Here is a 20,312-nt window from a genome sequence, read left to right on the forward strand (position 1 = left end):
GGCTAGAGCAACGACCATGTCAATACGCCGTCTACCCGAACATCTTGTCAACCGGATTGCTGCAGGCGAAGTGGTCGAACGCCCCGCCAGCGCGCTGAAAGAACTGGTCGAAAACGCCATCGACGCCGGGGCGACCCGGATCGCCGTCAAGCTATCCGGTGGCGGCACCGATCTGATCGAAGTCACCGACGACGGATGCGGCATGTCGCCGCCCGAAATGGCGCTCGCGCTGGAGCGGCACGCCACCTCCAAGCTGCCCGATGACGAGATCGATCAGGTCACAACGTTGGGTTTCCGGGGCGAGGCGTTGCCCTCGATCGCCAGCGTCGCGCGCATGTCGCTCGAAAGCCGGGTGCGCGGCGCCGAGGGGTGGCACCGGATCGTCGATAATGGCGAAGTCGTCTCCGAAGGCCCCGCCGCACTGCCGCCGGGCACCCGGATCCGAGTCGAGAGCCTGTTCGCCCGCGTGCCCGCCCGCCGCAAGTTCCTGCGCTCGCCGCGCGCCGAATATGCCGCCAGCCTCGATGTGATGAAGCGGCTGGCGATGGCGCGGCCCGATATCGCCTTCTCGGTCGAGCATGACGGGCGCAAGGCGTTCCATGTCCAGGGCAATGAGAGCGGCCCCGAGCGCGTCGCCGGCCTGACCGACCGGGCGCTGGCGGAGAACAGCGTTGCGATCGATTTCGAGCGCGAAGGGCTGGTGCTGGGCGGCGTCGCCGGCCTGCCGACCTTCAATCGCGGCGTCGCCGATCACCAGTATCTCTTCGTCAACGGCCGCCCGGTGAAGGATCGCCTGCTGATCGGCGCCCTGCGCGGCGCCTATGCCGAGATGCTGGCGCGCGACCGGCATCCGGTGGTCGCGCTGTTCCTCGACGTCCCGCCCGACCAGGTCGATGTCAACGTCCACCCCGCCAAGACCGAAGTCCGCTTCCGCGACCCGGCTTTGGTGCGCGGCATGATCGTCTCGGGCCTGCGCCGCGCGCTCGACGAGGCGGGCCACCGCAGCGTCCAGCGCCCGAGCGAAGCGGCGCTGGGGATGTGGACTTCGGAACCCATCCAACCCGGTCATCCCGGCGAAAGCCGGGATCCCGCTTCTTCTACCACTTCCTTCTTCGACAGCTGGCCCCAGGGCAGCGGGACCCCGGCTTTCGCCGGGGTGACGAATGGAGGAGCGAATTACGTCTCCGATCGTCGCCCCAGCTTCGCCGCTCCGCCGCCGCTCGCTCGCGCCGAGCCGGCCATCGCGCCGGTGCCGCAAAGCGTCCAGCATCCGCTCGGCGTCGCGCGTGGCCAAGTCGCCAAGACCTATATCGTCGCCGAAGCCGAGGACGGCCTGGTCCTGGTCGACCAGCACGCCGCGCATGAGCGCCTCGTCCTCGAGCGGATGCGCCGGGCGATGTCCGAAGGCGGTGTCGCCAGCCAGGGCCTGCTCGTCCCCGAAGTGGTCGAGCTCGACGAACCCGGCTGCGACCGGCTCGAGGCGCGCGCCGGCGAGCTCTCCGACTTCGGCCTCGACATCGAGCGCTTCGGCCCGCACGCCGTGTTGGTGCGCGCCGTCCCTGCCGCGCTCGGCAAGGGCGATGTCCACGCCTTGGTCACCGATCTCGCCGACGAGCTGGCGAGCTTCGACGAAGCGCTCAGCCTCAAGGAAAAGCTCGACCATGTCGCCGCGACCATGGCCTGCCACGGCTCGGTGCGCGCGGGCAGGGTGCTCTCGGTAGCCGAGATGAACGCGCTGCTCCGCGAGATGGAAGTCACCCCGCATTCCGGCCAGTGCAACCACGGCCGCCCGACCTGGGTGAAGCTGGCGCATGGCGATATCGAGAAGCTGTTCGGGCGGAAGTGATGCGGCCGGGCTTCAACCCAGCGCGCCGGAATCGCAACATCGGCACGGCCAGCCAGGGCCATGGGCAGGACAACCGCATGGTCGTGCCCAATCCGGGGCGCCTGATCTCACCGATCGAGCGGATCGGTGCGCATGTCGCGACCCATTGGCGCGTCGGATCGGGGGAAATCCGCTTCGTTGTCGAGGAGTTGCGGGCGAACTGGCTGCATCCTTGTACGATCGGCGATGTGATCCGCCTGCTTGAGCGTATCCCGCAGTCCGATTGGGCGGGTATCAGGACGATCGTCTTCCGCCAGCCTAGCCGGAAGCAGAGCCTTCTGAATCCGAGCTGGGGCCGGCTCTTCTACTTCGGAGAGATCGTCACGGCCCGCGGCAGGGTGGTCGCGGACGGCCCCATGCTCCTGCTCGACGCCATCGAGCAGGGCCGTCACTTCACTTGGCGAACCGGGCTGGCGCTGGATGACCAGGCCGAGCTGGCTCGCCTCGAGGCGGACGGCCATGGCGTCGAACGGTCGGGCAATCGCTACATCATTCGCGTCACGCCGGAGTCGGCAAGAGCCACCCAGCTCTATCGCACGGTGCCGCACGAGGTCGGGCATTGGTTCGACTGGCTGGAAAAGGTGGAGACGCCGGCGGCACAGGGCGAGGATTTCTCGATGCTGCGGGATCGCTATTTCGCTCGTCCGCGGGGCGAGCGCGAGGCATTCGCCCATCGCTATGCCGATCGCGTGCATGCCTCGCTCACCGCGACTGGTGCAATTCCCTTCGAGCCGCAGAATTGGGCGGCTCCGGATTGATTGCGCCCTACCGCCGCACCTTCCCGAAATGCCACGCGCAGTAACTCCCCAGCACCAGCCAGCCGGCGATCACCGGCCATACGCCATAGTCGTGCAGCGAGTAGCTGAGCAGCGCCGAGATCCCGATCAGCAGGTTCGCGGTGCCCCAATAGAAGTTCATCAGCGGCGAGGAGTGCCCCACGCCGCGCGGACGGGCAAAGGGAGTGGGGAAGGGCTCCCCGCGCAGGCCGGAGGCAAGGTGCGGGATCGCGTTGCAGAGCAAGGCGCCGGCGAGGAAAAGCACGAGATACCCCATCGGCGGCGATCCTCACCGATAAGGGCGCATCTGGCAATCTACCTTGTTCCCCGGCGAAGGCCGGGGCCCAGGGTTTCTCTGCCGTTCCGCTCGTGACCCTGGGCCCCGGCTTTCGCCGGGGAGCGTCACGGATGTCGGCAGCTGCGCCCTCAGCGCTTGGTGGTATCCCGCATCCGGAACACCTGCCCGCCGCGCGCCTTGGCCCAGCCCGGCACCACCGGCGAGCCGTCGGCGGTGCCGCTGAAATCGACCACGCAGATATTGCCGAAGCGGCGATGCGTGCCGCAGCCGACGCCGGCGAAGCGGAAGTCCGCCTGGAACAGCAGCGCCCGGTGCCCGCGCGAGCGCACCCCGTCGTCGACGATCAGGCTGCGCACCACCGCGCCGGCGTCACCGTTGCCGTACCAGATGCCTTCGCCGACATAGATGTCGCCGCCGCGCCGCTTCACTCGGTCGCCCGGGCTCATCCCGTTGCGCGAGGCATGGCCGCTCGCGCCGCTCATCCCCTGGTCGTCGGCATGGTCCTGCGCGGCGAGCACCAGCAGGTCGCCGCGGCTGAGCGGGGGCAGGGGCTCCTGGCGCTCGAGGAAGTCGATCGCCTCGTCCACCGCGTCGAGCCCTTCATTGGTGATCACGCCATTGGGATCGCCGGGCAGGAACAGCACGCGTCCGTCGAAATAGCGGCGATAGTCGCGCAGCGTCTCGGCATAGTCCTGCGGATGCTGGCGGGCATAGTTGATCTCGGTGAGCACGTCGCGCTCGAGCCGCGAGACGGTGGTGGCGCGCTCGCCCGCCTGGGCGGTGGCGCCGGCGAAGAACATGGCGCACGCGCCCAGCGCGGCGGTCAGTCGGCCCTTGGCAGTCACGTAGAGCTCCCCCCGGAGCCGGTCCGGGCCCCGCGCCCGTCCGTTGTGTCACCGGTAGCGCATTCCGCTTAACCGGCTGAGAAGGCAAGCGGATATTCGGGAGTTAACCTTAGGGAGCAGATCCCCTTCTCCCCTGATGGGAGAAGGGAGGGGCCCGCCGCCGAAGGCGGTGGGAGGGATGAGGGTGAGCGCGCCTCAGATGGCATCGCTGGTGGGGAGATCGTTCTCATCCTTCAAAGGGGAAGTCAGGGCTGGCCGTCCGGCTTGCGGCCCAGGTCGGCGACGCACATCATCCGGTAGCCATTATGCGGGCCGCAGGCGACGCCGGCATAGCGCATCTCGGCGGCGTAGAGCGTCTTGCGGTGCCCGCGCCCCGGCACGGCGTCGTCGACGATCAGCTGGCGGACCACCTCGCGGGCACTGGGCGGGCCATAGGTGATGACTTCCGCCACATAGGGGCCGCCGCCGCGTTTCTGCACCCGGTCGCGCGGATCGGCGCCGTCGGCGGAATAATGGCCGGTGCCGCCGCGCGGGCCCTGTTCGCGGACATGGTCGCGCGCGGCGCGGGCGAGCAGCGGGGCATGTGCGATCGGCTCCAGCGGCGCCTGGCGCTCGAGGAAGCGGATCGCCTCGTCCACGGCGCGTACGCCTTCCTCGGTGCGCAGCCCGTCGGGGTTGCCGGGATACCAGACGATCTTGCCCTTGAAGTACTTCCGATATTCGCGGAGCCGCTCGGCATAGTCGCGGGGGCGGGTGCGCGCGAAGTTGATCTCGGCGAGCACCGCAGCCTCCAGTCCGGCCTGGAGCGGGGCGGGCGCGGGCGTAGCGAGCGTCAGAGCGAGGGGCAGGAACGGCAGCATCGCCCTCCTATAGAGCAGGGCGGGATGAATGGTCTCCGAACAAAAGATTAACGCGCGCTGCAACCTTGCTCGACTGGGCTCGTTTCATACCCCGAGCGACAACAAAGGTTCGGGTTGCGATGAACAAGGTTCTGCCAGTGGTATTGGCCCTCATCCCGCTCGCGGCGGTGATCGGCGCCTGTGTATCCTGCCCCTGACCGGGCCGGTTTTCCTCCCCGATGCTGGCGGGGAGCCGCGATTTACTTGGTTTCGGCCGCGAATAGCCTGAAGTTTCGAATCCCTCCCCCAATTCCCCCGGAGGGTCGCACAAGAAAAGGGCCGTCCCGGCATACCGGAGCGGCCCTTTCACTTAACCGTTGCGAAGGGCTCAGCCCTCGGCGGTCTCGCCTTCGTCGGCGGCCGGAGCGTCCTCGCGGACCTCGGCGGTCGCGCCCGGCTCGGCGTTGGGATCATAATCCTCGACGAAGCCCGTGGTGTCACGGCCTTCCTCGAACATCTGAGCCATCACGTCGACGCCCTGCGCCTGCATGTCGGCCTCTTCCGGCGAACGTGCAACGTTGACCTTGACGGTCACAGACACTTCCGGGTGCAGCTGCACGCGCACTTCGTACACACCGATCGCCTTGATCGGCTTGTCGAGGACGACCTGCGACTTGGTGATCTTGTGGCCGTCGGCGACAAGCGCTTCGACCAGGTCACGCACAGCAACCGAACCATAAAGCTGGCCGGTGTTCGAAGCCTGACGGATCAGGGTGACGGACACGTCGTTGAACGTGCCGGCTTCCTTCTCGGCGTCGGTGCGGCGAGCGGCGTTGTCGGCCTCGATGCGCGCGCGGTTGGCCTCGAAGACCTTGCGGTTGGCGGCGTTCGAGCGGAGCGCCTTCTTGTTCGGGAGCAGGTAGTTGCGGGCGAACCCGTCCTTGACCTTCACCACGTCGCCGATGGCGCCGAGCTTCTCGACGCGCTCAAGCAGAATGACTTCCATGGGTCGAGCCTCCCTTACTTAACGATGTAGGGCAGCAGGCCCAGGTGACGGGCGCGCTTGATGGCCTGGGCCAGCTCGCGCTGCTTCTTGGCGCTCACCGAGGTGATGCGCGACGGGACGATCTTGCCGCGCTCAGAGACAAAGCCCTGCAGCAGACGGACGTCCTTGTAATCGATCCGGGGAGCGTCCTTCGCGGAGAAGGGGCAGCTCTTGCGGCGGCGGAAAAACGGGCGTGCCATGGTCTATATCTCCTTATTCGCCGCCGAAACCGGTGTTGCCGCCGGCTTCGTCGCGATCGCGACGGCCACGGCCACGCTCGCGGTCACCCTTGCGCATCATCACGCTCGGACCCTGCTCCAGCTCATCGACCTTGACGGTCATGTAGCGGATCACGTCTTCGTTGATCTGCGTCTGGCGCTCGAGCTCGGCGACGACACCCGCCGGGGCGTCGATTTCGAGCATCACGTAGTGCGCCTTGCGGTTCTTCGCGATACGATAGGCAAGCGAACGAAGACCCCAGGTCTCGGTCTTCACGACCTTGCCGTTGTTGTCCTCGATGATCTTGGTGGCGGCTTCCGCCAGAGCGTCCACCTGCGCCTGTGCCAGATCCTGGCGCGCAAGGAACACGTGCTCGTAAAGAGCCATGCGTCTTTCTCACTGTTGGCCGATCGCTGACGCCACCCCGTGTGACGCCCCTCCGGCTGTCGTCTCAATTCAATGGTCGCGCGAGCGGGAATCGCGTCCCCACTCGAACGAAGGCGGGCCCTTAGCTCAGGGCGGGGCTGCTGGCAAGCCTAGTAGCGATCCCCATTCCCACGTGGCCGCGGCGCGGGGCGCGTGTCGCTGGGCACGATCGGGGCCGGGCTTCGCGAAAGCCAGCCGCCGTCATCGTCGAGCCTCGGCTTGGGAAAATCCGCCGGCGGGTGGATCGGGCCGCAGGGATCATCGTCCCATTGGAGGCAGCGCAGCCGCTCATTGTAGATCACGCCGCGGATATTCCCGGTGCTGCCGTCAGGCCGGCTATAGCTGCTGTCGAGATACCATTCGCGGTTCTTCTTGCGCTTGCCTGACTGCACGGGCTCCGAAACCCGTCCCATGTCGATGCCGCGAAAGTGGCGCGAATAGCTGTCGAGTTCGATCGCGGCGCGAAAACGGCCTTCCGCGCCGCCCGGGCCGTCCAGCTTCTGGGTCAGCCAGTTGATCCGCCGGTCGCGGCGGGCCTCTTCCTCGCCCAGCCGGGTGATCCAGCCGGTGTCGCGCACGAACATGCCGACGGTGGAAAAGGTCACCTCCGACTGTTTGGGGATGCCGCGCACCGAGACGATCTGGCCCTGGAATCCCTTGCTGCCGCAGGTCGTCGCCTGCCACATCGTGCCGTCCGCCTCGTAGAGCTCGCAGCCCACCGGGGTGCGCCGGCCGATCAGCGTGCCTTCGCGCAGTCCATTGGGGCCTTCGAACCCGCCGACCGAATAGTAGAAGCCGGTGATATGCTCGCCATCGAAGCTGAGCACCACCTTCACGCCACCGCCGACGACCTGCTGGTAGCAGCGCTGGTCGGGATAGGGGCAGGGGGTCTGCTCGCGCCGGCGCAGATCTGCGGTGACCGAGGTCTTGCCGGTATAGTTGCCGAAATAGGCGACCTGGCCTTCGAAATCCGGAGCGAGGGCGGGATCGTCGCGGTCCCGTGGCGTCGGCTGGGCCTGTGCGGCGAACGGCATGAGCATGGCCACGGAAAGGGCCGTAAGGGTTGCCCGGAACATCCTGCACTCCTCCCAGTCGAACGCGTTAACCATAACACTAACGCTAGCGAAACGAGGAGTCGGATTCGTGTTGCAGATGTAAAACGGCAGGCATGGCCCTGCCGTTTCATGAACGCTTTCGGCGTTTTGCTTAGCGGATCGCGCCCGCGATCACCGCGGCGATGATGCCCGAGGTGATTCCGACCAGCACCGCGTCGTTGCCCGACTGGACATAGCGATAGCCGCGCGGCGGGGCCTTCAGGCCGCGATACTTGCGATAGTCGATCTGGCGGTAGTTGCGCGCCTGACGGCTGTCGAAGCGCTCGCCCTTGCGCCAGTTGCTGCGATAGGCCTGCTTGGTGACGACCACCTTCTTCTTGGTGACCACCTGGTGCGCCGGCGGGCGGCCATGCTGCTGCGGGGCAGCGGCGAGCACCGGCGTGGCGACCATCGACATGGCGACGGCGGCGAGAATGAACTTCTTCATGATTGCGCTCCTCTTTAGTTCTTCTGGCGCCGGGTTGTTTCGGCGTTGAGGGCAATCTGGGGATGGCGTGTCGCAGACGTTTGTCTCCGGCATTGCGAAATGGTCGCAATGTTTCGCAATCCTGTCCGGTCCGTTCAGCTTGGCGCTTGCCTCGCGGATGGTGCAGGCCTAACGCGCGGCCCCAATCGCACGCAGCCGCTGACAGGAGAGACACATGCGCGCCTTCATCTTCCCCGGCCAGGGCAGCCAGGCCGTCGGCATGGGCAAGGCCCTTGCCGAAGCAAGCGCCACCGCCCGCGAAGTCTTCCAGGAAGTCGATGACGCGCTGGGCCAGAATCTCTTCAAGTTGATGAGCGAAGGCCCCGAGGACGAACTGACTCTCACCGCCAATGCCCAGCCGGCGATCATGGCCAATGCCATCGCGGTGCTGCGCGTGCTCGAGAAGGAAGGCGGCATTCGTCTGGCCGACAAGGCCGATTTCGTCGCCGGCCACAGCCTCGGCGAATATACCGCGCTCTGCGCCGCCGGTGCCTTCGATCTCGCCACCACGGCGAAGCTGCTGCGCATCCGCGGCGACGCGATGCAGGCGGCGGTGCCCGTTGGTGTCGGCGCGATGGCCGCGATTCTCGGCGCAGACCGCGAGAAGGCCCAGGCGATCGCCGACGCCGCGGCCGAGAGCCAGGTCTGCACCGTCGCCAACGACAATGATCCGTCGCAGGTGGTGATCTCGGGCCACCGCGAGGCGATCGAGCGCGCGCTGCCGATCGCCAAGGAAATGGGCGCCAAGCGCGCGCTGCTCCTGCCGGTCTCCGCGCCCTTCCACTGCCCGCTGATGCAGCCCGCTGCCGATGCGATGGCCGAAGCGCTCGCCGCCGTGACGCTCCAGGCGCCGCTGGTGCCGGTCTATGCCAATGTAACCGCTGCCCCGGTCGCCGACCCCGACACGATCCGCGCGCTGCTCGTCGAGCAGGTCACCGGCATGGTCCGTTGGCGCGAATCGGTGCTGGCGATGTTCGCGGCGGGCGTGACCGACTATGTCGAGTTCGGCGGCAAGGTGCTGGGCGGCATGGTCAAGCGCATCACCCCGGACGCGGCCCCGGTCAGCGTGGTGACGATGGACGACATCGAGGCGCTGGCGAAGAGCCTGTAATTTTGGCCGTCATCCCGGCTTTCGACGGGATGGCGGAATAGGAGAATCAAATGTTCGACCTCACTGGCATGACCGCACTCGTCACTGGCGCTTCGGGCGGTATCGGCTCGGCGATCGCCAAGGCGCTGGCCGCGCAGGGTGCGCGGCTCGCCGTGTCCGGCAGCAATGTCGAGAAGCTCGAGGCGTTCCGCGCCGAGCTCGGCGGCGACCATGTCGCGCTGCCCTGCAACCTGTCCGACGCGGCGCAGGTCGATGCGCTGGTGCCCCAGGCGGTGGAAGCGCTCGGCAAGCTCGATATCCTTGTCAACAATGCCGGCGTCACCCGCGACAACCTCACCATGCGGATGAAGGACGAGGAGTGGGATCAGGTGATCTCGGTCAACCTCGAAGCGGCCTTCCGCCTGATCCGCGCTGCCGCCAAGCCGATGATGAAGGCCCGATTCGGCCGGGTGATCTCGATCACCTCCGTCGTTGGCGCGACCGGCAACCCGGGCCAGGCCAACTATGCTGCCTCCAAGGCCGGCCTGGTCGGCATGTCCAAGGCGGTCGCCCAGGAGCTCGCCAGCCGCAACATCACGGTGAATTGCGTCGCCCCGGGCTTCATCCGCTCGGCGATGACCGACGTGCTGCCCGAAGCGCAGAAGACCGCGCTGCTCACCCGCATTCCGGCGGGCGATCTCGGTACCGGCGAGGATATCGGCGCTGCCGTCGTCTATCTCGCAAGCAAGGAAGCCGGCTATGTCACCGGTCAGACCTTGCATGTGAACGGCGGCATGGCGATGCTGTAAACCGTGTCCGGGGCTGGAGTTTGAATTCTATGCGTATTTTCGGATTCGCGGCCCTTGCGGCCATAGCCTTCGCGGCCCCGGCACATGCCGCCGACCTCGCCACCATCGATTGCGTGATCGGCAAGCTGAAGCCCGCGCTCCAGGCGCAGATCTCCGGCGATGTCACGCGCAACATGGGGGAGGGCGTCGCCGTGCGCCCTACCTATGATGCAGCGGTGGGCAGCGGCATTTCTATCGCCGCGAAGGAATGCGCGGACGCGAACAAATGGTCCGATGCGGCGCTGGAAGCCGCCCGGGTCTATACGCTCGCCAAGCTCGGCCTGCCGATCGCGGAAACCTTCGTTTCGGCGCAGGGTTTCAACGTCGGCGAGCTGGAATCGCAGTTCGACGCGCTGCCCGAAGACGCCCGCAACCGCCCGCTTACCAACCAGGAAATGCAGCAGCTGGTGATCGCCTCGGTCACCGACGAAGCGAAGCAGACGCGTGCCAACGCCGCGCTTCTCAACAAATATTTCCTGTTTCTCAGCACCGTGCGCTACTCGGTCTGGCAGTTTTCCGAAGCCTGACGTCGAAGCCGGTGCGCGCACCCTCTTGCAACGGCACCATGTGCGATCTAGGTGCGTTCCAACGATATTGAGCCCCTAGCTACAAAGGAAAACAGGGACCATGGCCACTCAGGAAGAGATCACCACCCGCGTGACTGCGCTCGTCGTCGATCACCTCGGTGTCGACGCAGGCGACGTTTCGCCGACGGCGAGCTTCATTGATGACCTGGGCGCCGACAGCCTCGACATCGTCGAGCTGGTGATGGCGTTCGAAGAGGAATTCGGTGTCGAGATCCCCGACGACGCGGCTGAGAAGATCAGCACCGTCGGCGACGCGGTCTCCTACATCTCCGAGCATCAGGCGGGCTGATCGCCCTCCAGGCGATCGTGCCCTTATGGGCCGAGCTTGAGAATCCAGCGGCTCCCCGTCCCGGGCTCGAAAAGAGTTGGGCGGGGAGCCGTTTTGTTTTGGCGGTGAAAACAGGCGTTTAAGCCGCTTTCATGCGCGATATTATGAAGTTTGACGGAGAAATCGGATGCGCCGTGTAGTCGTCACCGGCCTTGGCCTCGTCACCCCGCTGGGCGCGGACGTCGAGACTGCCTGGAAGAATATCATCGCCGCCAAGTCCGGCGCGGGCACGATCACGCGCTTCGACGCGACCGATTTCCAGAGCAACTATGCCTGCGAAGTGAAGGGTCCGGACCATGAATATGGCTTCGATCCCGGCAAGCGCGTCGATCACAAGATCCAGCGTCAGGTCGATCCCTTCATCATCTACGGCATCGATGCCGCCGGCCAGGCGATCGAGGATGCCGGTCTGCTCGACATGGACGAGGCGACCCGATTCCGCGCCGGCTGCTCGATCGGCTCGGGCATCGGCGGCCTGCCGGGCATCGAGAGCGAATCGCTCGTGCTCGCCGAAAAGGGCCCGAAGCGCGTCTCGCCGCACTTCGTCCATGGCCGCCTGATCAACCTGATCTCGGGTCAGGTCAGCATCAAGTACGGCCTGATGGGCCCGAACCACGCCGTGGTCACCGCCTGCTCGACCGGCGCCCACTCGATCGGCGACGCCGCGCGCATGATCGCGATGGACGATGCCGACATCATGCTCGCCGGCGGCGCCGAGAGCACGGTCTGCCCGATCGGCATCGCCGGCTTCGGCCAGGCCCGCGCGCTTTCCACGGGCTTCCGTGACGACCCCACCAAGGCCAGCCGCCCCTGGGACCAGGGCCGCGACGGCTTCGTCATGGGCGAAGGCGCCGGCGTGGTCGTGCTCGAGGAATATGAGCACGCCAAGGCGCGCGGCGCGAAGATCTATTGCGAAGTGGTCGGCTATGGCCTGTCGGGCGATGCCTATCACGTCACCGCGCCGCATCCGGAAGGCTCGGGCGCGTTCCGCTCGATGCAGATGGCGGTGAAGAAGTCGGGCCTGGCGCTGTCGGACATCGATTACATCAACGCCCATGGCACCTCGACGCCGCTCGGCGACGAGCTCGAGCTCGGTGCGGTCCGCCGCCTGTTCGGTGACGCGATCGGCGGCCTGTCGATGAGCTCGACCAAGTCGGCGATCGGCCACCTGCTCGGCGGTGCCGGCGCGGTGGAGAGCATCTTCTGCATCCTGGCGCTGCGCGACCAGATCGTGCCGCCGACGCTCAACCTCGACAATCCGAGCGAGAATTGCGCGGGCGTCGATCTCGTCCCGCACGTCGCCAAGGAACGCAAGGTGAAGGCCGTGCTGAACAACTCGTTCGGCTTTGGCGGCACCAATGCCAGCCTGGTGATGAAGGCTGTCTGAAGACACGCCTGCGCCGGCAGCTGCCGCACAGCCCGTCCGAAAGCCTCGCAAGCGGCGTCTGGGCGGCTGCGCGCTGCTGGTCGCGATCCTGGTGCTGGTCGCGCTCGGCATGGCCGTGCTCCAGCTCTGGGGCGGGGCGGGGCCTTCGAAGCAGAATGTCTCGGTCCTGATTCCCGAAGGCTCCAGCCTGTCGCGCGCGGCGACCGAGCTGGAAAAGGCCGGGGCGATCGGCTCGGCCCGCCAGTTCCTGATCCTTGCCAAGGTGCTGGGCAGCAGCGATCCGATCAAGGCGGGCGAATATCGCGTGCCGGCGCATCTCAGCCAGTCCGACATCCTCAAGATGATGCAGGGCGGCAAGACGCTCCAGCGCTTCGTGACGATCCCCGAGGGCACGCCCTCGATCCTGGTCTATGAGGCGCTGATGAAGGCGCCGCAGCTCAGCGGTGAGATCCAGGTGCCGGCCGAAGGCTCGGTGCTGCCGGACAGCTATGCCTATAATCGCGGCGACACCCGCCAGTCGGTGCTCGATCGTATGCAGAAGGCGATGGCGACCTATCTCGCCAGGGCTTGGGAGGCCCGCAAGCCGGGCATCGCGGTCAACACCCCCGAAGAGGCGATCAACCTGGCCGCGATCGTCGAGAAGGAAACCGGCAAGCCCGAGGAGCGTAAGACGGTTGCCGCGGTCTATTCGAACCGCCTGCGTCAGAACATGATGCTCCAGGCGGACCCGACCTTCATCTACCCGATCACCCGGGGCAAGCCGCTCGGCCGTCGTCCTTTGCTCTCCGAAGTGCACGCGAAGAACGACTACAACACTTATGAGAAGACCGGCCTGCCGATCGGTCCGATCACCAATCCGGGCCGCGCCAGCATCGACGCGGTGCTCGATCCGGCGACCTCCTCGGCGCTGTACTTCGTCGCGGACGGGACCGGCGGCCATGTGTTCGCCGACACGCTCGAGCAGCACAATGCCAACGTCCAGAAGTGGTACGCTATCCGCCGCGCGCGCGGGGAGATGTGATCGCCTTTCCCTCTCCCGCAGGCGGGAGAGGGTTGGGGAACCCTGCTTGCCTCCCCCGCAACCCCATGCGAACCTTGTTTCGCAATCGCCACGAAACCGGGGAAATCACCGCATGCGCCGCCTTGTCCTGACTAGCCTTTTGCTCGCCACTGCCGCTCCCGTCTGGGCGCAGGACAAGGCCGAGCAGCCGGCGGCAAAGGGGCAGGGCTATCGCGAGCAGATGAAGGCCGAGGCCGAGGCGGCATGGGCGCGTCCGCCGGTCGAGGAAGCCAGCGCGGTCAGCCATGGCGCTGTGACTGTGGGTGGCCAGAACATCGCCTATACCGCCACCGCCGGCACGCTCACCATCCGCGATGACGAGGGCAAGCCGACCGCTTCCTATTTCTACACCGCCTATACCCGTGACGGCGCCAAGGGTGCGCACCCGGTCACCTATTTCTACAATGGTGGCCCCGGCTCGCCGACGATCTGGCTGCACATGGGCAGTTTCGCGCCGGTGCGCGTCACCACCGCCAATCCCGAATATATCCGCCCCGCACCCTATGGCTTCGGCCCCAATCCCGATTCGCTGATCGACAAGACCGACATGGTGTTCATCGATGCGATCGGCGCAGGCTGGTCGCGGCCGCTCGGCGACAAGACAGGCAAGGACTTCTGGGGCGTCGATCAGGATGCCGACGGCTTTGCCCGCGCGATCCTGCGCTACACCAGCAAGTTCAACCGCTGGGCCTCGCCCAAATTCCTGTTCGGCGAAAGCTATGGCACGCTGCGCAACCCGGTGGTCGCGGCGAAGCTGGAGTCGGCGGGCCTCAGCCTCAACGGCATCGTCCAGTTCTCGACGATCATGAACTATGGCGTGCGCCAGCCGGGCTATGACCAGAATTTCCTGACGCTGTTCCCGACGATGGCGGCGACGGCCTGGTATCATAACCGTCTGCAGAACCGCCCGGCCGATCTGCGTGCCTTCCTCGACGAGGTCCGTGCCTTCACCAGCGGCGCCTATGCCGCCGCGCTGGCCAAGGGATCGACGATCTCGCCCGAGGAAAAGGCCGCCGTCGCAGCGAAGATGGCCGCTTATACCGGCATCAGCGAGGCCTATATCCTGCGCGCCGACCTGCGCCTCACGCTGCCGCGCTTCCAGACCGAGCTGCTGCGCGATCGCCGTGTCGCCGTGGGCCGGCTCGATTCGCGCTATCTGCTGAACGTAACCGACGCCAATGCCGACAGTCCCGAGGATGATCCCTCGTCGACTGCGGTCTCGGGCGCCTTTGTCGCGACCTTCCAGGACTATGCGGCCCGCGTGCTCGGCTACAAGACCGACATGCCCTATCGCATGAGCGCGCGGGGCCCCGGATTCGAATGGGACTGGAAGCACCGCGCGCCGGGGGACGGCACCCATCTCGCACCGGACAGCGCCGTTGATCTCGCCTATACGATGCGCACCAATCCGTACCTCAAGGTGCTGTTTATCAACGGCTATTATGATTTCGCCACGCCCTTTTACGGCGCCGAATTCGATGTCAGCCACATGCTGCTCGACCAGCAGCTCCAGAAGAACATTCGGTTCACTTATTATGATGCTGGGCACATGGTGTATCTGAACCCGGAAACGCTGCCGCAGATGCACCGCGATCTCTCGACCTGGTATGACGATGCCCTGCGCGCTGCCGCCTCGAGCAGCCCGCCCGCGCGTCCGGAGGCGAAGGCGGGCAAGAACTGACGCTGGAGCCTGATCCGGGGCTCAGGCGAACCCTTCGCCAGGTCCCAGGCCCATCTTGCCGTGATGGTGGATGGCGATGCCGTTGAGGAAGCTGTTCGCGATCATCCGCGCGCGCTCATGGACATGCTCGGCGGCATCCCCGCCGCCGATCTCGGCCAGCGTCGCGCCGAACAGGTCGAGCCAGCGCGCGAACATCGGCTTGTCGAGCCCGGGGATGGCCAGGTGCAGCGGCATCGGCCGCCCCAGATACTCGCCGCTGCTGAACAGGATCGAGCGCCAGAAACGCTTCATCTGGGCGAGATGCGGCGCCCAGTCCGTGATCCGCTCGCCAAAGACCGGCCCCAACACCGGATCGGCCTGGATGCGTGCATAGAAGCGCTCGACCAGCTCGGAGACGAACGCATCGTCGATCCCCATCTCCGCCGCCGCGCGCCGCTTCTCGTCTCGCATTTGGATGGCATGGGGGGAGGGCGTGCCGGTCTTTTCCATGGCGGCTATCTGGGGATGCCGACGCAAAACGGAAATGGGACATTCCGTCCCAGACACGCAGTCAGAGCTACGATATCGTCATCCCGGCGAAAGCCGGGATCTCAGGCGATGGAGGGGAGCGGTGGCCGGCTGGACCTATATCATGGCCAACAAGTCGCGCGGGGTTCTCTACATCGGAGTCGCGGCGTCGCTTGCGCAACGCATCCAGCAACACCGCGAAGGTAGAGGTTCCAAATTCTGTGCCAGATACAACCTGACGCTACTCGTCCTCGCAGAGCACCACGACACAATCGACGACGCGATCCGCCGCGAGAAGATGCTCAAGGAATGGAAGCGCGAATGGAAGATCGATTTGATCGAGCGCTCCAATCCCGAATGGCGCGATCTGTTCGACGACATTCGGGAATAGAGCCGCTTGAGATCCCGGCTTTCGCCGGGATGACGGTTGTTTACCGCCCCAGCGAAGCCGCTTCGCGTGCCAGCGTCTCGACCTGCTCGTAGCTCGCGCCCTTGGGCGTGACCCAGGAGCCGCCGACGCACAGGATCGGGTCGAAGCCCAGCCATTCCGGCGCGGTCGCCGCCGTGATGCCGCCGGTCGGGCAGAACTTGCACTGGTAGAAGGGCGCGGCGAGCGCCTTCAGGGCCTTCAGGCCACCCGAGGTCTCGGCCGGGAAGAACTTGAAATGGGTGAGGCCGAGGTCGAGCCCGCGCATGATGTCACCTGCATTGGCGACGCCAGGCAGGTACGGCACGCCGCTGCGGGTGATCGCGTCGCCCAGGCGATCGGTCAGGCCCGGCGAGACGATGAACTCGGCATCGGCTTTCATCACCTGCTCGAACTGGTCGGTGTTGACCACCGTGCCGGCGCCGACGATCGCGCCTTCGACCTTCTTCATCTCGGCGATGGCTTCCAGTGCCGCTTCGGTGCGCAAGGTCACCTCGAGCACGCGCAGGCCGCCCTTCACCAGCGCTTCCGCCAGCGGCCTTGCCGTGGCGGCGTCTTCGATCACGAGCACCGGGATCACCGGCGCGGTCTTCATGATGGCTTCGATATTCAAAGGGCATGCTCCTGCGCGAATGCCGCGGCGGCGCCGTAGAGGCCCGGCTGCGGGTGCGTGATGAGCTTCACCGGAATGGAAGACATCAGCCCCTGGAACCGGCCCTTGGCGATGAACCGCTGGCCGAAGCCCGACTGCAACAGATGGTCCTTGAGTCGCAACCCCAGACCGCCGGCAATCACCACGCCCTTGGGGCCGTGGCTCAGCGCCAGGTCGCCCGCGACGGCGCCCAGGCTCAGGCAGAAGCGGTCGAGCGCGGCCACCGCCAGCTCGTCCTTGCCTTCGAGCGCGAGGCCCCAGATCGCCTTGTCGTCGAGCCGGTTTACCGGCTTGCCTTCCAGCTCGGCCAGCGTCTCGTAGAGCGAGACGATCGCCGGGCCGGCTACCACGCGCTCCTTGGAGACGCGGTTGTAGATCTTGCGCAGCCGCTTCACGAGCGCGTCCTCGATCGGGTCGAGCGGCGCGAAGTCGCTATGCCCGCCCTCGGTGGCGATCACGTCATAGCCGGCGCGGTGACGGAACACCTGCGCGACGCCCAGGCCGGTGCCCGGGCCGCACACGGTGATCGAGCCCTTGTCGGGCAGCGACTGGTCGGGCCCGCACAGGTGCAGGAAATGCTCGTCGCCCATCTGCGCGACGGCGTGGCCGATCGCCTCGAAGTCGTTGACCACCGTCCAGGTGTCGGCGCCCAGCCGGTCGGGGATCAGCGCGGGGCGGATGATCCAGGGATTGTTGGTGAGCTTGATGATCTCGCCGCCCACCGGGGAGGCCACTGCCAGCGCCGCCGCCTTGGGCAGCGGCCGGCCGAGTTCCTCGCCATAGGCCTGCCAGGCGAGCTGCAGGCTGGGGTGCTCGGCGACCTTCTGCGTGACCGGCTCGCTGATCGAGACGACGCGGCCCTCCGCTACTTCGGCAACGGCAAAGCGGGCATGCGTGCCCCCGATATCGACCGCGACGACTTCCATTCGGGCTCCTGATCCTCTCATCCGCCTGGGTCTGTCAACGTTGCCATACCCGGCCGGGCCCTTCTTCCCGCGTGCGACGCAGAAGTAAAGGATAACCGTCACCCCGGCCGTGGCCGGGGTGCGGTCCGGGTCTTACAGTCCCGCTTCCGCCAGCATCGCCGACGCGCCCTTTTCGGCTTCGTCGCAGTGGTGGCGCAGCATCGCGAACAGCTCGCGGCCGGTGCCGATCGCCGGCGGCGGCGCGGCGACATGCTCGCGCGCTTCCCATTCCGCCGCGTCGACCAGCGCGCTCAGCTCGCCGCTCTCGGCGCAGAGCCGCACCACATCGCCGTCGCGCAGCTTGGCGATCGGGCCGCCGCCCAGCGCTTCGGGGCTGAGATGGATCGCGCACGGCACCTTGCCGCTCGCGCCCGACATCCGCCCGTCGGTGACCAGCGCGACCTTGAAGCCGCGGTTCTGCAGCACGCCCAGCGGCGGCGTCAGCTTGTGCAGCTCGGGCATGCCGTTCGCCTTGGGGCCCTGGAAGCGAACCACCACGATCACGTCGCGCTCCAGCTCGCCGGCCTTGAACGCTTCCTGCACCTCGAGCTGGTCGGCGAAGACCCGGCACGGCGCCTCGATCGTCCAGCGCTCGCGCTCGACCGCCGAGACCTTGATGCACGCCCGGCCCAGATTGCCCTTGAGGATGCGGAAGCCGCCCTCGCTCGAGAAGGGATCGGACGCAGTGCGCACGATGGTGTCGTCGCCGCTCTTCTCGCCATGCTCGGTCCACACCAGCGTGTCGCCGGCCATCTCGGGCTTGCGGCCATAGTCCGCCATGCCGCCCTTGCCGACGGTCAGCGTGTCGCCATGCATCAGCCCGGCGCCGAGCAGCTCGCGGATCACGAAGCTCGGCCCGCCGGCATCCTCGAAGCCGTTCACATCGGCCGAGCCGTTCGGATAGACCCGCGTCAGCAGCGGCACGATCCGCGAGAGCCGGTCGAAATCGTCCCAGTCGATCGTGATCCCCGCCGCCCGCGCGAACGCCGGCACATGGATCAGGTGGTTGGTCGAGCCGCCGGTCGCCAGCAGCACGATCGCCGCGTTCACGATCGCCTTTTCATCCACCACATGCCCGATCGGGCGATAGTCGTCGCCGTTCCAGCCGATCTCGGTCAGGCGGTGCACCGCGGCGCGGGTCAGCTCCTGGCGCAGCTTGGTGCCCGGATTGGCGAAAGCGGCGCCCGGCATGTGCAGGCCCATCGCCTCCATCATCATCTGGTTCGAATTGGCGGTGCCGTAGAAGGTGCAGGTGCCCTTGGAATGGTATGCCGCGATCTCGGCGTCGAGCAGCTCGTCGCGGCTCACCTTGCCCTCGGCATAGAGCTCGCGGATCTTGGCCTTTTCCTTGTTGGCCAGGCCCGACTTCATCGGCCCGCCCGGGATCAGCACCATCGGCAGGTGGCCGAAGCGCAGCGCGCCCATCAGCAGCCCCGGGACGATCTTGTCGCAGATGCCGAGCAGCGCCGCGCCCTCGAAGGTGCGGTGCGAGAGGGCGACCGCGGTGCTGAGCGCGATCGTGTCGCGGCTGAACAGCGACAGCTCCATGCCCTGATAGCCCTGCGTCACGCCGTCGCACATCGCCGGCACGCCGCCCGCCACCTGCGCGGTGGCACCGGCCTCATGCGCCCAGATCTTCATCTGCTCGGGATAGCGATAATAGACCGCATGCGCCGAGAGCAGGTCGTTATAGGCGCTGACGATGCCGATGTTCATCGAGCGCCCGGCCTTCATCTGCTCGCGCTGCTCGTCGGTGCCGGCATAGGCATGGGCGAGGTTGGCGCAGCCCAGCTTGGGCCGGTCATTCCCCGATTCGCGCTCGGCATCGAGCAGCGCGAGATAGGCGCGGCGCCTGGCCTTGGAGCGCTCGATCACCCGGTCGGTGACGGCGGCGATTTCGGGGTGCAGGGTCATATACTCATTCCATTTACACTACCGTTCCCCGGCGGAAGCCGGGGCCCAGGGTTTCTCGGCTGCGTCGCTTGTGACCCTGGCCCCCGGCATTCACCGGGGATCAGGCAAGCCTCAGTTCGCCCAGTGGATATCCACCGGCAGCTCGACATCGGCGAGCACGCGGCCGACCGGGTAGCTCGACGAGGCCCCCTGTTCGATCGCGGCCTCGAGCACGTCCTTCTTCGCCTCGCCGGTGAACGCGATCATCAGCGCGCGGGCCGAGACGATCGCGGCGCGGCTCAGCGTCACGCGGGCAACCGGCGCCTCGGGCGGCAGCGGATCGGGCATCACGCCCAGCGCGCGGCGCTCCTTGGGGCCGTTCAGCGCTTCGTCGTAATCGGGGCCCGGGAAGATCGAGGCGCAGTGCCCGTCGCCGCCCACGCCGAGCAGGCACAGGTCGAGCGGCCAGTGCACGTCCTGGAGCAGCGCGTCGGCCGAGCGGCCCGCCGCCTTGTAGTCGGGTGCCTTGTCCGAGACGAGCGGGAGCACGCGGGCGCCCTTGGGGATGAAGATCTTGCCGATCGCGGTGACGTTCGACAGCGGATCGCCCAGCGGCACGATGCGATCGTCGCCCGGGATGATCGTCACGCGCTTCCAGTCGATCTTGGCCTTGGCGAGCTTCTCGTAGATCGGCAGCGGGGTCTTGCCCCCGGCCAGCGCGATCACCGCCGCGCCGCGCGCATCGATCGCGCTCTCGATGATGAAGCCGATATCGCCGGCGACGGCATCGGCCATCTCGTCGGCGCTCTCATAGTCCCACCATTCGATTTCGGTCGTCATGTTCGTTCCTTGCGTTTCAGGTGGGTATTCCTGGCCCAAAAATCACTGTCATGCTGAACTTGTTTCAGCACCCAAGGCTCCACTCGGGAAACCGTCGCCGGTGGCGCGTTGGACCCTGAAACGAGTTCAGGGT

The 20,312-nt window shown here is 66.7% G+C and carries 23 protein-coding genes; 10 read left to right on the forward strand and 13 right to left on the reverse strand.

The features are described from left to right. The first annotated feature begins 16 nt into the window (after positions 1–16). Together mutL and O3305_RS02835 are read left to right on the forward strand one after the other, a co-directional pair. Entirely contained in the window at positions 17–1,846 is a 1,830-nt protein-coding gene (gene mutL, locus O3305_RS02830) for a DNA mismatch repair endonuclease MutL (RefSeq protein ID WP_269575058.1), read from the forward strand. Beyond that, complete coding sequence (locus tag O3305_RS02835) at positions 1,846–2,643, forward strand: hypothetical protein (RefSeq protein ID WP_269575059.1); 798 nt, start codon at positions 1,846–1,848, stop codon at positions 2,641–2,643. Before mutL ends, O3305_RS02835 begins: the two co-directional genes overlap by 1 nt. Before the next feature lie 7 nt (positions 2,644–2,650). On the opposite strand, the gene O3305_RS02840 is transcribed toward O3305_RS02835, so the two are convergent. The 8 genes from O3305_RS02840 to O3305_RS02875 all read right to left on the reverse strand — a co-directional run bounded on the left by O3305_RS02840 (position 2,651) and on the right by O3305_RS02875 (position 7,878). Further along, positions 2,651–2,938, reverse strand: a complete 288-nt coding sequence (locus O3305_RS02840; RefSeq protein WP_269575060.1) for a hypothetical protein — start codon at positions 2,936–2,938, stop codon at positions 2,651–2,653. 149 nt (positions 2,939–3,087) lie between these two features. After that, positions 3,088–3,804 carry a CAP domain-containing protein gene (locus O3305_RS02845; protein ID WP_269575061.1) on the reverse strand — a complete coding sequence of 239 codons (717 nt, stop codon included), beginning with the start codon at positions 3,802–3,804 and terminating at the stop codon, positions 3,088–3,090. Positions 3,805–4,049: 245 nt separating this feature from the next. After that, a complete protein-coding gene (locus O3305_RS02850) occupies positions 4,050–4,664 on the reverse strand; it encodes a CAP domain-containing protein (RefSeq protein ID WP_269575062.1) in 615 nt (204 codons plus the stop codon). 367 nt (positions 4,665–5,031) lie between these two features. Beyond that, on the reverse strand, positions 5,032–5,649 hold the full coding sequence (rplI, locus tag O3305_RS02855; RefSeq protein WP_269575063.1) for a 50S ribosomal protein L9: 618 nt from the start codon (positions 5,647–5,649) through the stop codon (positions 5,032–5,034). A 14-nt stretch (positions 5,650–5,663) separates the two neighbouring features. Further along, positions 5,664–5,888 carry a 30S ribosomal protein S18 gene (rpsR, locus tag O3305_RS02860; RefSeq protein ID WP_010543816.1) on the reverse strand — a complete coding sequence of 75 codons (225 nt, stop codon included), beginning with the start codon at positions 5,886–5,888 and terminating at the stop codon, positions 5,664–5,666. A 13-nt stretch (positions 5,889–5,901) separates the two neighbouring features. Then, complete coding sequence (gene rpsF, locus O3305_RS02865) at positions 5,902–6,294, reverse strand: 30S ribosomal protein S6 (protein WP_184166878.1); 393 nt, start codon at positions 6,292–6,294, stop codon at positions 5,902–5,904. A 149-nt stretch (positions 6,295–6,443) separates the two neighbouring features. Next, positions 6,444–7,409 carry a hypothetical protein gene (locus tag O3305_RS02870; protein WP_269575064.1) on the reverse strand — a complete coding sequence of 322 codons (966 nt, stop codon included), beginning with the start codon at positions 7,407–7,409 and terminating at the stop codon, positions 6,444–6,446. A 130-nt stretch (positions 7,410–7,539) separates the two neighbouring features. After that, a complete protein-coding gene (locus O3305_RS02875) occupies positions 7,540–7,878 on the reverse strand; it encodes an RcnB family protein (protein WP_184168302.1) in 339 nt (112 codons plus the stop codon). A 211-nt stretch (positions 7,879–8,089) separates the two neighbouring features. Between O3305_RS02875 and fabD the strand changes: the two genes are divergently transcribed. The 7 genes from fabD (at position 8,090) to O3305_RS02910 (ending at position 14,895) form a co-directional block, all read left to right on the forward strand. Next, positions 8,090–9,025, forward strand: coding sequence for an ACP S-malonyltransferase (gene fabD / locus O3305_RS02880; RefSeq protein WP_269575065.1), 936 nt, complete (start codon positions 8,090–8,092; stop codon positions 9,023–9,025). A gap of 50 nt (positions 9,026–9,075) precedes the next feature. Continuing rightward, on the forward strand, positions 9,076–9,813 hold the full coding sequence (fabG, locus tag O3305_RS02885) for a 3-oxoacyl-[acyl-carrier-protein] reductase (RefSeq protein ID WP_269575066.1): 738 nt from the start codon (positions 9,076–9,078) through the stop codon (positions 9,811–9,813). Between the two features lie 29 nt (positions 9,814–9,842). Beyond that, complete coding sequence (locus O3305_RS02890) at positions 9,843–10,379, forward strand: hypothetical protein (RefSeq protein ID WP_269575067.1); 537 nt, start codon at positions 9,843–9,845, stop codon at positions 10,377–10,379. A gap of 100 nt (positions 10,380–10,479) precedes the next feature. Continuing rightward, entirely contained in the window at positions 10,480–10,728 is a 249-nt protein-coding gene (locus tag O3305_RS02895) for an acyl carrier protein (protein ID WP_086129474.1), read from the forward strand. A 166-nt stretch (positions 10,729–10,894) separates the two neighbouring features. Continuing rightward, the gene (fabF, locus tag O3305_RS02900) at positions 10,895–12,154 is read left to right on the forward strand and encodes a beta-ketoacyl-ACP synthase II (RefSeq protein ID WP_184166864.1); all 1,260 of its coding nucleotides are present in this window, start codon (positions 10,895–10,897) and stop codon (positions 12,152–12,154) included. 109 nt (positions 12,155–12,263) lie between these two features. Then, complete coding sequence (gene mltG / locus O3305_RS02905; RefSeq protein ID WP_269576435.1) at positions 12,264–13,175, forward strand: endolytic transglycosylase MltG; 912 nt, start codon at positions 12,264–12,266, stop codon at positions 13,173–13,175. Between the two features lie 112 nt (positions 13,176–13,287). After that, positions 13,288–14,895, forward strand: a complete 1,608-nt coding sequence (locus O3305_RS02910) for a S10 family peptidase (RefSeq protein WP_269575068.1) — start codon at positions 13,288–13,290, stop codon at positions 14,893–14,895. Positions 14,896–14,916: 21 nt separating this feature from the next. Here O3305_RS02910 and O3305_RS02915 read toward each other — a convergent pair whose 3' ends face one another. After that, positions 14,917–15,345 (reverse strand): group III truncated hemoglobin, encoded by a 429-nt coding sequence (locus O3305_RS02915; protein WP_269575069.1) that lies wholly within the window; start codon positions 15,343–15,345, stop codon positions 14,917–14,919. Positions 15,346–15,505: 160 nt separating this feature from the next. On the opposite strand from O3305_RS02915, the gene O3305_RS02920 reads away from it, so the two are divergent. Next, positions 15,506–15,793, forward strand: coding sequence for a GIY-YIG nuclease family protein (locus O3305_RS02920; protein ID WP_493111764.1), 288 nt, complete (start codon positions 15,506–15,508; stop codon positions 15,791–15,793). 40 nt (positions 15,794–15,833) lie between these two features. Here O3305_RS02920 and eda read toward each other — a convergent pair whose 3' ends face one another. From eda to pgl, 4 genes are all read right to left on the reverse strand, one after another. Next, a complete protein-coding gene (eda, locus tag O3305_RS02925; RefSeq protein ID WP_269576437.1) occupies positions 15,834–16,424 on the reverse strand; it encodes a bifunctional 4-hydroxy-2-oxoglutarate aldolase/2-dehydro-3-deoxy-phosphogluconate aldolase in 591 nt (196 codons plus the stop codon). A gap of 14 nt (positions 16,425–16,438) precedes the next feature. Continuing rightward, entirely contained in the window at positions 16,439–17,407 is a 969-nt protein-coding gene (gene glk / locus O3305_RS02930; protein ID WP_269575070.1) for a glucokinase, read from the reverse strand. A gap of 132 nt (positions 17,408–17,539) precedes the next feature. Continuing rightward, complete coding sequence (gene edd, locus O3305_RS02935) at positions 17,540–19,360, reverse strand: phosphogluconate dehydratase (RefSeq protein ID WP_184166852.1); 1,821 nt, start codon at positions 19,358–19,360, stop codon at positions 17,540–17,542. A gap of 111 nt (positions 19,361–19,471) precedes the next feature. After that, positions 19,472–20,179: a 6-phosphogluconolactonase gene (pgl, locus tag O3305_RS02940; RefSeq protein ID WP_184166849.1), complete on the reverse strand. Its 708-nt coding sequence runs from the start codon at positions 20,177–20,179 to the stop codon at positions 19,472–19,474. Positions 20,180–20,312 lie beyond the last annotated feature (133 nt).

It is taken from the genome of Sphingomonas sp. NIBR02145, from assembly GCF_027359115.1.
Lineage (GTDB): Bacteria > Pseudomonadota > Alphaproteobacteria > Sphingomonadales > Sphingomonadaceae > Sphingomonas > Sphingomonas kyeonggiensis_A.

Coding starts and splice junctions, on each gene's coding strand:
- fabF (WP_184166864.1), top strand. CDS start 10,895: ATGCGCCGTGTAGTCGTCACCGGCCTTGGCCTCGTCACCCCGCTGGGC.
- O3305_RS02890 (WP_269575067.1), top strand. CDS start 9,843: ATGCGTATTTTCGGATTCGCGGCCCTTGCGGCCATAGCCTTCGCGGCC.
- eda (WP_269576437.1), bottom strand. CDS start 16,424: ATGAAGACCGCGCCGGTGATCCCGGTGCTCGTGATCGAAGACGCCGCC.
- O3305_RS02895 (WP_086129474.1), top strand. CDS start 10,480: ATGGCCACTCAGGAAGAGATCACCACCCGCGTGACTGCGCTCGTCGTC.
- fabD (WP_269575065.1), top strand. CDS start 8,090: ATGCGCGCCTTCATCTTCCCCGGCCAGGGCAGCCAGGCCGTCGGCATG.
- O3305_RS02840 (WP_269575060.1), bottom strand. CDS start 2,938: ATGGGGTATCTCGTGCTTTTCCTCGCCGGCGCCTTGCTCTGCAACGCG.
- edd (WP_184166852.1), bottom strand. CDS start 19,360: ATGACCCTGCACCCCGAAATCGCCGCCGTCACCGACCGGGTGATCGAG.
- O3305_RS02870 (WP_269575064.1), bottom strand. CDS start 7,409: ATGTTCCGGGCAACCCTTACGGCCCTTTCCGTGGCCATGCTCATGCCG.
- O3305_RS02850 (WP_269575062.1), bottom strand. CDS start 4,664: ATGCTGCCGTTCCTGCCCCTCGCTCTGACGCTCGCTACGCCCGCGCCC.
- pgl (WP_184166849.1), bottom strand. CDS start 20,179: ATGACGACCGAAATCGAATGGTGGGACTATGAGAGCGCCGACGAGATG.
- O3305_RS02835 (WP_269575059.1), top strand. CDS start 1,846: ATGCGGCCGGGCTTCAACCCAGCGCGCCGGAATCGCAACATCGGCACG.
- fabG (WP_269575066.1), top strand. CDS start 9,076: ATGTTCGACCTCACTGGCATGACCGCACTCGTCACTGGCGCTTCGGGC.
- O3305_RS02910 (WP_269575068.1), top strand. CDS start 13,288: ATGCGCCGCCTTGTCCTGACTAGCCTTTTGCTCGCCACTGCCGCTCCC.
- glk (WP_269575070.1), bottom strand. CDS start 17,407: ATGGAAGTCGTCGCGGTCGATATCGGGGGCACGCATGCCCGCTTTGCC.
- mutL (WP_269575058.1), top strand. CDS start 17: ATGTCAATACGCCGTCTACCCGAACATCTTGTCAACCGGATTGCTGCA.
- rpsF (WP_184166878.1), bottom strand. CDS start 6,294: ATGGCTCTTTACGAGCACGTGTTCCTTGCGCGCCAGGATCTGGCACAG.
- mltG (WP_269576435.1), top strand. CDS start 12,264: ATGGCCGTGCTCCAGCTCTGGGGCGGGGCGGGGCCTTCGAAGCAGAAT.
- O3305_RS02915 (WP_269575069.1), bottom strand. CDS start 15,345: ATGCGAGACGAGAAGCGGCGCGCGGCGGCGGAGATGGGGATCGACGAT.
- rplI (WP_269575063.1), bottom strand. CDS start 5,649: ATGGAAGTCATTCTGCTTGAGCGCGTCGAGAAGCTCGGCGCCATCGGC.
- rpsR (WP_010543816.1), bottom strand. CDS start 5,888: ATGGCACGCCCGTTTTTCCGCCGCCGCAAGAGCTGCCCCTTCTCCGCG.